Origin of the sequence: Tyzzerella sp. An114, from assembly GCF_002161055.1 — a bacterium.
GTDB lineage: Bacteria > Bacillota > Clostridia > Lachnospirales > Anaerotignaceae > Fimicola > Fimicola cottocaccae.
Map to the genome: position 1 here is coordinate 12,247 of NZ_NFLT01000006.1, position 12,565 is coordinate 24,811.

General features: G+C 30.7%; 12 protein-coding genes. 5 read left to right on the top strand and 7 right to left on the bottom strand.

Annotated features, from left to right (window positions below; genetic code table 11):
* Positions 1 to 80: 80 nt before the first annotated feature.
* From dnaB to pheA, 4 genes are read right to left on the bottom strand one after another with little or no spacing between them, the layout of a single operon-like run.
* Complete coding sequence (dnaB, locus tag B5E58_RS06990; protein WP_088108979.1) at positions 81 to 1,430, bottom strand: replicative DNA helicase; 1,350 nt, start codon at positions 1,428 to 1,430, stop codon at positions 81 to 83.
* 34 nt (positions 1,431 to 1,464) lie between these two features.
* Positions 1,465 to 1,911 carry a 50S ribosomal protein L9 gene (gene rplI / locus B5E58_RS06995; RefSeq protein ID WP_088108980.1) on the bottom strand — a complete coding sequence of 149 codons (447 nt, stop codon included), beginning with the start codon at positions 1,909 to 1,911 and terminating at the stop codon, positions 1,465 to 1,467.
* A gap of 2 nt (positions 1,912 to 1,913) precedes the next feature.
* The gene (locus tag B5E58_RS07000) at positions 1,914 to 3,908 is read right to left on the bottom strand and encodes a DHH family phosphoesterase (RefSeq protein WP_088108981.1); all 1,995 of its coding nucleotides are present in this window, start codon (positions 3,906 to 3,908) and stop codon (positions 1,914 to 1,916) included.
* A gap of 33 nt (positions 3,909 to 3,941) precedes the next feature.
* Positions 3,942 to 4,766, bottom strand: a complete 825-nt coding sequence (gene pheA, locus B5E58_RS07005) for a prephenate dehydratase (protein WP_088108982.1) — start codon at positions 4,764 to 4,766, stop codon at positions 3,942 to 3,944.
* A 394-nt stretch (positions 4,767 to 5,160) separates the two neighbouring features.
* Between pheA and B5E58_RS07010 the strand changes: the two genes are divergently transcribed.
* From B5E58_RS07010 to B5E58_RS07025, 4 genes are read left to right on the top strand one after another with little or no spacing between them, the layout of a single operon-like run.
* The gene (locus B5E58_RS07010) at positions 5,161 to 5,475 is read left to right on the top strand and encodes an STAS domain-containing protein (protein ID WP_088108983.1); all 315 of its coding nucleotides are present in this window, start codon (positions 5,161 to 5,163) and stop codon (positions 5,473 to 5,475) included.
* An 11-nt stretch (positions 5,476 to 5,486) separates the two neighbouring features.
* A complete protein-coding gene (locus tag B5E58_RS07015) occupies positions 5,487 to 5,885 on the top strand; it encodes an ATP-binding protein (RefSeq protein WP_088108984.1) in 399 nt (132 codons plus the stop codon).
* Between the two features lie 54 nt (positions 5,886 to 5,939).
* Positions 5,940 to 6,362, top strand: a complete 423-nt coding sequence (locus B5E58_RS07020) for an ATP-binding protein (RefSeq protein ID WP_088108985.1) — start codon at positions 5,940 to 5,942, stop codon at positions 6,360 to 6,362.
* On the top strand, positions 6,359 to 7,528 hold the full coding sequence (locus tag B5E58_RS07025) for a fused response regulator/phosphatase (protein ID WP_088108986.1): 1,170 nt from the start codon (positions 6,359 to 6,361) through the stop codon (positions 7,526 to 7,528). Before B5E58_RS07020 ends, B5E58_RS07025 begins: the two co-directional genes overlap by 4 nt.
* 36 nt (positions 7,529 to 7,564) lie before the next feature.
* Here B5E58_RS07025 and B5E58_RS07030 read toward each other — a convergent pair whose 3' ends face one another.
* The 3 genes from B5E58_RS07030 to B5E58_RS07040 are packed head-to-tail and all read right to left on the bottom strand — an operon-like array spanning position 7,565 to position 11,086.
* Positions 7,565 to 9,214: a PAS domain S-box protein gene (locus tag B5E58_RS07030; protein WP_088108987.1), complete on the bottom strand. Its 1,650-nt coding sequence runs from the start codon at positions 9,212 to 9,214 to the stop codon at positions 7,565 to 7,567.
* A gap of 26 nt (positions 9,215 to 9,240) precedes the next feature.
* Positions 9,241 to 10,110, bottom strand: coding sequence for a DUF58 domain-containing protein (locus B5E58_RS07035; protein ID WP_088108988.1), 870 nt, complete (start codon positions 10,108 to 10,110; stop codon positions 9,241 to 9,243).
* 1 nt (position 10,111) lies between these two features.
* A complete protein-coding gene (locus B5E58_RS07040) occupies positions 10,112 to 11,086 on the bottom strand; it encodes an AAA family ATPase (protein ID WP_088108989.1) in 975 nt (324 codons plus the stop codon).
* Positions 11,087 to 11,403: 317 nt separating this feature from the next.
* On the opposite strand from B5E58_RS07040, the gene B5E58_RS07045 reads away from it, so the two are divergent.
* Entirely contained in the window at positions 11,404 to 12,552 is a 1,149-nt protein-coding gene (locus B5E58_RS07045; RefSeq protein ID WP_158097692.1) for an AI-2E family transporter, read from the top strand.
* The last annotated feature ends 13 nt before the right edge of the window (positions 12,553 to 12,565 follow it).

The following is a 12,565-nucleotide window of genomic DNA, read 5'->3' on the forward strand; positions in this document are numbered from 1 at the left end:
AAACATTAAAATACCTATTATAGACTTATATAAATTCTGCACAAAAAAAGCAGTCCATAAAGGACTGCCAAAAATATTTTTTAGTATTTTTTAAGTATATTACTAAATTTAGTATATTGACCAAGCCAAGCAAGTTCAACTGTTCCCGTAGGGCCGTTTCTCTGTTTAGCTATTATAAGTTCAGCCTGATTTTTCTTTTCAGTATCAGGGAAATAATATTCATCTCTATAAAGGAAAGCAACAACGTCAGCGTCCTGTTCTATGGCTCCAGACTCTCTAAGGTCTGATAACATAGGTCTATGGTCTGCACGCTGTTCACAGGCACGGGAAAGCTGTGAAAGAGCTATAACAGGAGCTTCCATCTCCCTTGCAACAGCTTTCAATGCTCTTGATATATCTGAAATTTCCTGTTGTCTTGAGTCATTTCTGCCATTTCCACTCATAAGCTGAAGATAGTCTATTATTATAAGACCAAGACCTTTTTCAAGTTTAAGTCTTCTACATTTAGCCCTTAAATCCATAGGAGAAATTCCGGGAGTATCATCTATATATATAGGTGCATCTGAAAGAGGTCCCATAGCTGATATAAGTGTTTCCCAATCCTCGTCTGTAAGGTCTCCTGTACGGAGTTTTTGGGCGTCCATCATAGCCTCTGAACATAACATACGGTTTGTAAGCTGTTCCCTTGACATTTCAAGAGAAAATATAGCCGTAGGAATATTATGTCTTATAGCTGCATTTTGAGCTATATTTAATACAAAGGCTGTTTTTCCCATAGAAGGTCTTGCAGCTATAAGAATAAGGTCTGATTTCTGTAAACCCGCTGTTTTTGCGTCAAAATCAACAAATCCAGTAGGCACTCCTGTAAGTTTTCCTTGATTTACATAGACTTCTTCAATTTTCTCAAAAGATGATACAGCAACCTCTCTTATATGATGAAATTCATCTGTGTGCCTGTTTTGCATTATATCAAAAATGCCTTTTTCAGCCTTTTCCATAATGTTTTCAACAGGTTCTGAAGCACTATAACTCAAAGCTGATATTTCAGAACTCATTTTTATAAGACGGCGTAAAAGTGATTTTTCCTCAACAATTTTTGCATAATTTCTTATATTTACAGAGCTTCCTACTGCTGAGGCAATATTTGCCAAAGCCTGAATACCGCCTACTTGTTCAAAAAGATTTTTTTCTTCAAGTTTATTTTTTACAGTTATAACATCAATAGGTATTCCACTGTGATAAAGTTCCTCTGAGGCTTCAAATATTATTCTGTAATCAATATTATAAAAATCGTCTCCCCTAAGATTTTCCATAGCAACAGAGGCTGCATCTTTGTCCATAAAAATGGAACTTAAAACAGCCTGTTCTGCCTCAGTATCATGGGGAGGTACATTCTGAAACTGGGGACTGCTTTTTACTGGTTCGTCCATTAAAAGTGCCTCCTTAATATAACTTTCATTTATATTAAGCCTCTACAATTTTAACAGTCATTTCTGCTGTAACTTTTGGATGGATTTTAACTTTTATATTTCTTGTTCCAACCATTTTAATAGACTCACCAAGAACCATTTTTTTCTTATCAATTTTTATTCCATGCTGTTTTTCAAGAGCTTCTCCTATTTCTTTTGTTGTTACAGAACCAAAAATTTTTCCATTATCTCCTGTTTTAACAGAAACTTTTACTTCAAGCTCATTTATTTTTTCAGCAAGGGCTAAAGCTTCCTCATATTCTTCTTTCTTTCTCTTTTCATCAGCTTTCTTTTTAAGCTCAAGGTCATTTATATTTGTTTTTGTAGCTTCAACAGCAAGTTTTTTAGGTAAAAGGAAGTTGTTTCCGTATCCTTCACTTACATTTACAAGTTCACCTTTTTTTCCTACGCTTTTAACATCCTGTAATAATATAACTTTCATGTTTATATTTCCTCCTGTAAGTATTCATCTATTTTTTCTTTTAAAAGTAATCGGGCACTTTCTATATTAGTGTCCCTAAGTTGGGCACCGGCAACTCCAAGATGACCGCCACCCCCAAGTTTTTCCATTATAACTTGAACATTTATATCTCCAAAACTTCTTGCACTTAAATGAACAATATCACCTTGTTCACACAAAACAACAGAGGCTTTTATTCCTGTTATATTTAAAAGGTCATCTGCTGCCTGTGCTGCTGTAAGCATTGAATTTTCAACATTAGATGGACATACTGAAATGGCTATGCTGTCATGATATATTTCTGCATCTTTCACTGCCACAGCCTTTGCCTTATAAGCATCAAGGTCATTTTGAAAAAGAAGTCTAACTCTGACACTGTCAGCCCCATTTCTTCTCAAAAATGCTGCTGCTTCAAATGTTATTGCACCTGTTTTGACAGCAAAATTTTTAGTATCAACAGTAATTCCAGAAAGAAGTGCATCAGCTTCAAGATTTTTAAGCTTTACACCTATATACTGTATCATTTCTGTAACAAGCTCTGCTGTTGATGATGCATAAGGCTCATGATATATTAAAACAGCATTTTCTATAAAATCAGTACTTTTTCTATGGTGGTCAAAAACTACAACTTTTTTTGCTTTTTCAAGAACTTGTACATTTTCAACCATACTTTGTCTGTGGGTATCCATTATAACAACAAGAGTCTTATCTGTAATTTTTTCTAAAGCTTCTGCCCCACTGACAAACATTTCATCATAATTATTTTTTTCCTGTATTCTCTGATAAAGTCTTTTTATTCCAACAGAAACATTATCAATGACTATTTGACAATCTTTTCCCACATCTCTTGCTATGGCATATATACCTATTGATGAACCTAAACTGTCAAGGTCTCCATTTTTATGTCCCATAACATATATATTTGATGAATCTGCCATAAGTTCTTTCAATGCATCAGCTTTAACTCTAGCTCGTATTCTGGCATTATGGGATATTTCACCACTTTTTCCACCATAAAAGAGATATTTTTCTCCCTCTTTTATGAGAACTTGGTCTCCCCCTCTACCTAAAGCCAAATCTATTGCTGTCCTAGCATTTTTCATGGCATCATCTAAACTATCGTCACTTATTCCTATTCCTATACTTAATGTTACAGGTATATGCTCTCCAGACCTTAATTCTTTTATTTCATTTAATATTTCAAATTTCTTTTCTTTAAGTTCTTCAAGACTTTTTCTTGAAAGCATAAAAACAAATCTATCTTTCTCAAATTTTTTAATTATGCCTCCTGTTTTTGCTGCAAAATCATTGAGACGTTTTTCTATTAATGCTGTCAATATAGGAACTCTTGATTCATCAATAGACTCTATAACTTCCTCATAATTATCAATATATATGAGACCTGCAACAGTCCTTATATCTTCAATTATTCTTAAAAGCTTTCTGTTTTCAGTAACTTCAACAAGTGTTACAGCATAAACATCTTTTGAACCAGATGCTTTTGAATTATCGGAAACTCTACATTTTTCTGTATATACTTCAAAATATCTGTCATTAAAAGTAACTGTCTGCTTGTTTATATAAAGTTTATAGTCCGAAAAAAAGTCTGTAATCGGAACATCTCCAATTTCTCTATCTCTAAAAATATCCCTAAAACCTTGATTATAAACAAGAATTTTTTTTCCATTATTTATAATTGCATAAGGCAGGGGCATATTTTCTGGTATAGTTATCCCTGAAAGCAGTACTTTATTTGAAATAAGCCTATATTTTTCCTCTTTTGATTTTGTGAGGGCATTTTTTATTGTTTTAACAGAAAAAAATACGGCTGTGGAAGCAACTGCAACTACACATCCGAGAACTGGAGAAATAACAAGCAGGCAAATTAAAAGAATACCTGCTGTAAGAATGAAAGCTGAATAATCATTTTCAATCTCAGCAGCTTTTTTATTCTCTTGTTTTTCTTTTTTATTTACCATAAATATTTCCTCCGAAAAATCTAATATCCCATATTAAATACAGGTATTATAAGACCCAAGAAGTCTAAAAAATGATGTCTTTCTTTCAACCATTTTTAAAGCATCTCTAATATCATCTTTGTTTTCTGCTTCAAGGTCTATAAAAAAACAGTATGTACCCAATTTATGTTTCATTGGTCTTGACTCTATTTTTGTCATATTTATATCCCATATTGCAAAAATATCAAGAACTTTATAAAGTTCTCCTGGTCTATGGCTTGTTGTAAAAACAATACTTGTCTTTTCACCTTCAAGGGACTTTGGTGGTTTTTTTGTAACAACAACAAAACGTGTAGCATTGTTATTATCATCTTGTATATTTTCATGAAGAATTTTCAATCCATATACATCAGCAGAACGTTTTGGTGATATACTGGCAATAAAATTTCCACTTGTAGATACAATTCTTGCCGCCTCAGCTGTGGAACTTACAGCTTCACAGAGAGTATCTTTAAAATTTTCTCTCAAAAATTTATCACATTGAGCTATTCCTTGAGGGTGGGATATTATCCTTTCAAGTTTTTCTCCGTTGTAATCCTTTCTTACAAGAAAATTTTGACTTATTTTAATAACTGTCTCACTTTTTATATAAAGTTTGCTGTCATCAAATATAAGACCGTCTATTGTTGTAGTAACAACACCTTCTATTGAATTTTCAAAAGGCACAACACCTTCATCAACAAAGCCTTTCTCAACAGCATCAAGAACAGCCCTTATTGTGGGGAATTTTACCAGTTCTACATTGTCTAATTTTAATGTATAATTTAAAGCGGCCTGTTCGGAAAAAGTTCCATCTGGGCCAAGATAACCTATCTTCATAAAAACACCTTAACCTTTTAGGAGATTATTTTTTATCAATTTTATATTTTACCATATAAGCTTACTTCTTTACAAGTATTAAGACTAATTACATAGTTTATCCAACAGGTCTTTAAAGGACTTAAAGGAACATTTTTTACAAACATTACAATTTTTTAATACCATAACTATATACAATAAACACTGTTATAACCTTTTGTAACATTAGTAAACTGTATTTCAAAAATTCATACTATTATATCATCACACAATAATATACAAAATATAAATTTTGCACAAAAAATTTTATCCTGATTTTTTGACGATATATTTTTTCAGAAAATATATTTAATTATGGCATAAATTATGCTATATTATATATATAAAATTTACAACTTAGGAGGTTGATATATTTATGGATTTTCAGTTAAAACCGGAATATAATTCAGAAAAAAACTGTTGGGAAATATCTGTGAAGGGTGAAATAGACATATATAATTCTTCAAATATAAAGGACTATCTCTCAAACATCATTCAAGAACGCCCATGTGATGTTTACATTGATTGTACAGAACTTGAGTATATTGACAGTACAGGTCTTGGTGCTCTTGTTGCAATTGTAAAAAAAGTAAAACATTACGGTGGTAATATGTATATTCTGAACACAAAACCTAATGTTGAAAAAGTGTTCAAAATCACAAATCTTGATAAAGTTTTTGTAATGAAATGAGGTGAAAAATAATGCAAGAAAAACATCTGTCAAATGCACCTGAAGTAATAGAATTAACTTTACCTGTTAATTCTGCATACGTTTCATCTGCACGACTTACAGCCTCATCAATATCAAACAGAATGGGTTTTGACATTGACGATATAGAAGATATAAAAGCTGCCGTATCTGAAGCATGTATATTTACAATATCACAGTGTTTGAAAGCTGGAGAAATAAACTTCCATCTTGAATTTTTTATATCTAAAGAAGGTATACTTATAAATCTTACTTCAAATACAAATGATAATGTTGTTAATACTGTTGATGAAGACGAACTTGGTATGAAAATGATACAGACTCTTATGGATGAAGTTGAAATCAAAACAGAAAACGGAAAATTCAAAATCTCCATGAAAAAAAATAAATAATAATATTTATTTTTCTGTTGTTTTAATATCAACTTTTGTCAGGCAGGTGAAAATATGGCTATAAAAAGTATGGAAAAGAGTTTCAAAAGCTCACTCCCTAATGTAAAAATAGCTGTTGATGAAGCTTTGACTTTTGTAGACAGCAATATTAATAATTTATCTAGGGAAGATTTTTTCGATTTGAAACTTGTGCTAAACGAACTTATTATAAATGCTGTTATTCATGGCAATAATCAAGATATAACAAAAAAAGTCAGTATATACATAGAAATACAGCCTGAAAATATAATAAAAACTGTAATCTCTGACGAAGGAAAAGGTTATAACTATGAAGAATTAATATTAAAGGATAATGAAGAATTTTCTCTTGATGAAAATGGTAGAGGAATTTCTCTTGTTGCCGCTCTTATAGACACCCTCACCTTCAATGATATGGGAAATGTAGTTAAATTTACAAAAAAGGTGAGGATTAAATGAAAAAAATTCTTATTGTAGACAACATTGAGCAAAATTTAAAACTTATGAGTGCCTACTTTGTTGACAGTGGTTATGAAGTGATTACTGCCAGTACTGGAAGTTCTGCTTTAAAAAAAGCAAGACTCCTGAGTCCCCATATAATAATACTTGAGCTTAATATGCCTGATATAAGCGGTTACGATATATGCAAGACTTTAAAAAACGACCCTAAAACAAAAGACATAATAATACTTGCTGTAACAACAATAGACAGTCGTGAAACAAGAAACCGTGCTTTTTATATGGGTGCAGATGAATATATGGTAAAACCCTTTGACAGAAGCACTCTAATGACAAAAGTAAAAGGTCTTTTTAGACTTATAGATTTAAATGAAGAACTTGAAAGTCAATATCGTGCTGTTAAAGAAAAAAATCTTCAGTTGGAACTTCAGCTTAAAATGGCTAGACAGGTTCAACAAGCTCTTGTTACAGAATATAATGGTTCAATTAATAATATAAACTTTCACAGTAGATATATGCCAGCTCTAGATATAGGGGGAGACTATTACGAAGTTTATAAAATAAATGACTCTATTGTATGTGTATTTATGGCGGATGTTTCCGGTCATGGAATATCAGCTGCTCTTTTGACATCAATGATAAAGATTATGTTTAAAAAATATATAAGCGAAAAAATGCCTACAAATCTTCTTCTTGAAAATATGAATAATGAATTTTGTAGCATATTTAGTGATAGTGATGTAAGTGTTTATACTTGTGCTTTTATTGCTTATATAGATACTAAAAACAGAATTATTACTTGTAGTAATGCTGGTCATGCTTTACCAATATTTATAACAAATGAAAAAGAAAATAATACTCTTACAATGGAAGAAATAGATATAAGCGGTACACCTTTGGGAATGATAGATAATATGACATATTCTCAAAAAATATTTCCTTACAATTTTAAAGATATGCTTTTATTCTATACAGACGGTCTTTCAGACTCTTTTTACAAAGATGCACCTGATGAATTTCTTATGGATATGCAGCAAATAATAACATCAATGAAAGATGAGTCTTCAGAAGAAATTCTTTCCACAATATTAAAACATATGTATAATTTTGATGAAGATGCAAAATATACAAATGATGATGTAAGCATGATTTTATGTAAAATGTAAAAAGTCAGACATCAATTTGATGTCTGACTTTTATTTTTAACTATTTTTTATGTTATTCTCTCCAACAACGGTTATATATATAATTACACCTGTGCTTTCAAGCTCTGTTGATGATGCTGCAACAAAAAGTTTAACATTTTCTATTCCATTATGTTTATAGAGTAACTGGCTTACAAGTTCACCTTTTCCACCAGTGGAAGATATTCTTTTTATATTCTTCTCTATAAAGTCACCATCAACAAAAAATTCAAATATTCCTTTTCCTTCAACTTCTGCACCTTCAGCCGCAATAATATTTTTAGACAGCTTATTTGCATTTAATATTATACCGTTTCTGTCTGTAAGTACAAGAGCTCTTGTACTGTTTTCCATAAGTTTTTCATTGTATGATTTTACAGTTATAAGATTTTGTTTTAAAAGTTCCATATCTGTAATATCTTTTGATATGCTTGTAAAACCTTGAAGTTCTCCAGAATTATCATAAACAGGTGTTATTGTTGTATCTGCAAAATATCTTGTACCGTCTTTTTTAAACTGCCAACCTCTTGAAGAATAACTTCCTTCAGCCTTTGCAGTCTCATAATAACGCCAAATTCTGTCTGCCTCCTCATCACTCATACTATAAAGTGATGATATATGTTTTCCTATAACCTCAAAAGCTTTATAACCATTTGTATTTTCTGCACCTTTATTCCATATTGTTATATATCCGTCTTTATCAACAGATATAATAGAATATTCCTCAATACAATTTATTATAGTATTAAGAAATTCTGTTCTGTCACTTACCTTCTTTTCAAGCTCATCATTCATATTCTGTATAAGCTGATTTTGGAACTGAAGTTCATTTGCCATTCTTTGAGTTCTCTCATAGGCTATACAGTTATTTAAAGCATATCCCAGATAATTTCTAAGTATCTTTACAAGCTCAATCTGTTCTTCATTGTAATCATACATTGAACCAAAAGAAAGTATGGCTTTAATTGAACCTTCATGAATTACAGGTACAGTCATAATATTTCTTGGAGCTATTTTGCCCATAAATGTACGGTTCTCAAAAACTGTATCTTCCGGTATATCTGTATATACTTTTACCTTTTTTGAAACAGCAGCATTTCCAAGAAAACCTTCACCCATTTCAATGTCAAATTCTTTATAAATATTTTTTGAAAGACCTATTGATTTTTTAAGCTCTAATTTTTCAGTATTTGCATTATATATATAGAATACTCCCCAGTTACTGTTTGTTTCTTCTATAAGTCTTGACAATACCACATCAACAAGACTTTCAATTTCTATATTTACAGCCAATGTATTAACAAGGTCCAAAACAGCCTGAAGTATTCTATTTTTTCTCTTAAGTTTCTTTCTAAGCTCCTCAACAGACTTATAAAGAGCATCAATAAAAGGTTCTTTCTCCTTTTTGTCATACTTTATACTTCCATATGCAGTAGCATTTTTTATGTTTTGTGTGATATTTTTTATTTTTTGCTCATATTTAACTCTGTATCTTATTCTTTCTACAACAAGAACTGCCAGAAGAAGAAGCAATATAATAAAAGCATATAAAGCACCTCTTTTTTCTGGATAAAGTTCATATATATAGAAAAAAGCAAATCCGAAGAATATACCAAAAACAATCAGTATAAACTTCATTATTACATCTCTTATATCACCTTTCAGCATAATAATACCGCCTTTTTTTATAAGATTTACAGAGCCTTCAATACAATTTCAGATACCTGTTCACTGTTATCCACAGAAATAAATTTTATACCTTTTTTTCTACAAAACTCTCCAAGCTGGTTTTGAAAATTTAAAAATTCTTTTTTATAATTTTCAATTATAGAAGGGTTTACAAATATATCTATATCTTCATTAGTTCCTTCACTGTCAACAAGTCTTATGTTTCCATAAATATCAGGTTCTTTGTCAAATTTTGAAAGCGTCTGTATACAGGATACATCCTGTTTTTTGTATAGCAGAAATCCAAGACCCTCTGCATACCCGTCATCAGAGAAAAAGTCCGAAATGATGTACGAAACACCTTTTCCTTTTATATCTGAAAAGGCTTCTTTCATTGATTTTACAACTGCTGTTGTACCTTCATTTTCAATATTATCAAGAAAGTCAACAGCCTCATAAAATCTTGATGCGGAAGAAAGACCAAGTTTCTTTTTTAATATACCATTACCGAAGGCAAATATATTTACTTTATCTGTATTTTTAAGGGCGATAAATGCTATTGCAAGAGCAATTTGTCTACTGAAAATAGATTTTTGAAATTCATCACTCATTGAATTGCTTATATCAACAAAAATGTTTATATCTGCTTGTTTTTCCTCTGCAAATATCCTCATAAACAATCTATCAAAACGAGCATAGCTATTCCAGTCAAGTCTTCTTATATCATCTCCCGGTATGTACTCTCTAAAATCTGAAAATTCCAAAGAGCTTCCCTTTGCTCTTGATTTTCTCATACCACTTAAAGCTGTACTGCTCATTTTACTTGCAATAAACATACTTATGCCCTCAAGAGATGATAAAAAATCCTTTGTAATACTTTTTTTAAGCTCTCCCATATTACATACCCTCTTGTGCTATATTATCAATAATATCATCAGCACTTACACCATCAGCAATAGCCTCAAAATTAAGATACAATCTATGTCTTAAAGCTGGCTTTATAACACTGTTTACATCTTCATAGGACACATTGTATCTGCCATTAATAAGAGCTTGTATTCTAGAAGCTGTAACTATTGCCTGAGCACCTCTAGGACTTGAACCATAACGAACATATTTTTTAACAATATCTGGTGCATTTTCAACTTCTGGGTGGCATTTCATAACAAAATCTATTATATAATCATAAACAGAAGATGCCACAGGAACCTCCATTGCTATTTTTCTCATCTCAATTATTTTTTCTTTGCCAGCAGAAATATTTATATCCTCTTTATTTGAACCTGTTGTGAGAGTAACTATTTTTAAAAGCTCATCTCTTGAAGGATATTCAACATTAAGTTTAAACATAAATCTATCCATCTGAGCTTCAGGAAGTGGATATGTACCTTCCTGTTCAACAGGGTTTTGAGTTGCAAGAACAAAAAACGGTTCTGGCAAAATAAATGTTTTTGTTCCAACTGTAACAGTTTTTTCCTGCATAGCCTCAAGAAGGGCACTTTGAGTTTTTGGAGTTGCCCTGTTTATCTCATCGGCAAGAACTATATTTGAAAATATAGGGCCTTCTTTAAATTCAAAAGAACTGTTGCCTTCTTTATCTTTCGTTACAATATTTGTTCCTGTAACGTCAGCAGGCATAAGGTCTGGAGTAAACTGTATTCTTGAAAACTCAAGTCCAAGAGTTTTTCCAAGAGCTTTTACAAGCTGAGTTTTTCCAAGACCAGGGAGACCTTCTAAAAGAACATTACCTCCCCCAACTATGGCTATAAGTACATTTCTTATTATATCTTTCTGACCTATTATAATCTTACTTGTTTCTTTTTCTATATTTAAAAAATCTTCCGCAAAATTTTTTACTGTTTCGTCATTCATTAAAAAAACTCCCTCCGTATAAAAATCTTCTATTTTATTGATTTGATTATATTGTTAAAAAATTCAAACTTCAATGTTATATGATGTTATGTAAAACAATCTTAAGAAGATTTTAATAATTAAAGAGTACACTACTATATTAACATAATTCTGTATAAAATAACATCAATATTTTAGTACAAAAATATAGAATTATTTTATTTTTCATAGTATTATGTTTAAGTAAAAAACAAAATTTGATTTAAGGGGTGATATTTATACTTAAAAAATTTTCTTTCGACAAAAAATATTTGAAAATCTCAATCTATGTTTTTATAGTGATAAGTCTTCTTATTATATTAGCAAAAACAGTAGATAATCTTTCAGGCGTTCTTGTTTCAATAGTTGCATTTTTAAAGAACGCACAAAAAATCATTTCTCCGTTTATATATGGTTTTTGTATAGCATATCTTGTAAATCCTCTCGTTGGATTTATAGAAAAAAAACTTGAAAAAATCATAGAAAGCAAGCGTATATTGAGAAATACATCAATTTTTATAACATATGTTATTGTATTAGGTTGTATTTTCCTTATAATGAATTACTTTATACCGGAAATAATGCTTAATGTATCAAACTTTATAAATACACTACCTCAAAATGTGTCATCACTGGAAAAGAATGTTTATACATTCTTTGACCAAATAAGTTTTATAGACTCTAAAGATGTTATGGAAGTTTTAAATAAAATATTTGAACCTATTGCAAAATCAATGGAAAACATTCCTTTGATGGTTTCAAAATATTTTAATGGTACACTTACATTCCTTGTAAGCGGTACATTCAACATAGCTTCAAGATTTATAAACATAATTCTTGGTATAGTTATAAGTTTTTATTTGCTTGCAGGAAAAGAAAATTTTATAGCATACTTAAAGAAAATAATATATGCTTTCTTTAAAGAGACAAAAGTAACATCACTTATATACAATATTAGAAGAGTTGATGATATTTTTAAAAATTTCATAGTTGGAAAAACAATAGACTCAACAATAATAGGTATACTTTGTTTTATAGGTCTAAATATACTCAATACACCTTTTATTATACTTATAAGTGTTATTGTAGGTATAACAAACATGATACCTTATTTTGGACCTTTTATAGGCGGTATACCAGCAGTATTTATTGTGCTTTTAACAATGCCTTCAAAAGCTTTATGGGTTGCCATATTTATACTTATACTTCAACAGTTTGATGGTATAATACTTGGACCAAAAATACTTGGTCAAACTGTTGGCATAAATCCTATATGGATTATACTTTCAATAACAATAGGTGGTGCTATTTTAGGACCTTTAGGAATGTTCCTTGGAGTTCCTGTTTTTGCATCAATCAAACTTTTCTTCTGTGAACACGTAGATAAAAAATATGACGAGAAATATGGAGATAAAGATGTTAATGCATTATCTCCACCTAAAATTTGACATAATTTATGGA

Excerpts from the sequence above, each read along its gene's own strand:
- B5E58_RS07025 (WP_088108986.1), top strand. The coding sequence starts at position 6,359 with ATGAAAAAAATTCTTATTGTAGACAACATTGAGCAAAATTTAAAACTT.
- dnaB (WP_088108979.1), bottom strand. The coding sequence starts at position 1,430 with ATGGACGAACCAGTAAAAAGCAGTCCCCAGTTTCAGAATGTACCTCCC.
- B5E58_RS07000 (WP_088108981.1), bottom strand. The coding sequence starts at position 3,908 with ATGGTAAATAAAAAAGAAAAACAAGAGAATAAAAAAGCTGCTGAGATT.
- B5E58_RS07030 (WP_088108987.1), bottom strand. The coding sequence starts at position 9,214 with ATGCTGAAAGGTGATATAAGAGATGTAATAATGAAGTTTATACTGATT.
- pheA (WP_088108982.1), bottom strand. The coding sequence starts at position 4,766 with ATGAAGATAGGTTATCTTGGCCCAGATGGAACTTTTTCCGAACAGGCC.
- B5E58_RS07020 (WP_088108985.1), top strand. The coding sequence starts at position 5,940 with ATGGCTATAAAAAGTATGGAAAAGAGTTTCAAAAGCTCACTCCCTAAT.
- B5E58_RS07010 (WP_088108983.1), top strand. The coding sequence starts at position 5,161 with ATGGATTTTCAGTTAAAACCGGAATATAATTCAGAAAAAAACTGTTGG.
- B5E58_RS07040 (WP_088108989.1), bottom strand. The coding sequence starts at position 11,086 with ATGAATGACGAAACAGTAAAAAATTTTGCGGAAGATTTTTTAAATATA.
- B5E58_RS07035 (WP_088108988.1), bottom strand. The coding sequence starts at position 10,110 with ATGGGAGAGCTTAAAAAAAGTATTACAAAGGATTTTTTATCATCTCTT.
- rplI (WP_088108980.1), bottom strand. The coding sequence starts at position 1,911 with ATGAAAGTTATATTATTACAGGATGTTAAAAGCGTAGGAAAAAAAGGT.
- B5E58_RS07015 (WP_088108984.1), top strand. The coding sequence starts at position 5,487 with ATGCAAGAAAAACATCTGTCAAATGCACCTGAAGTAATAGAATTAACT.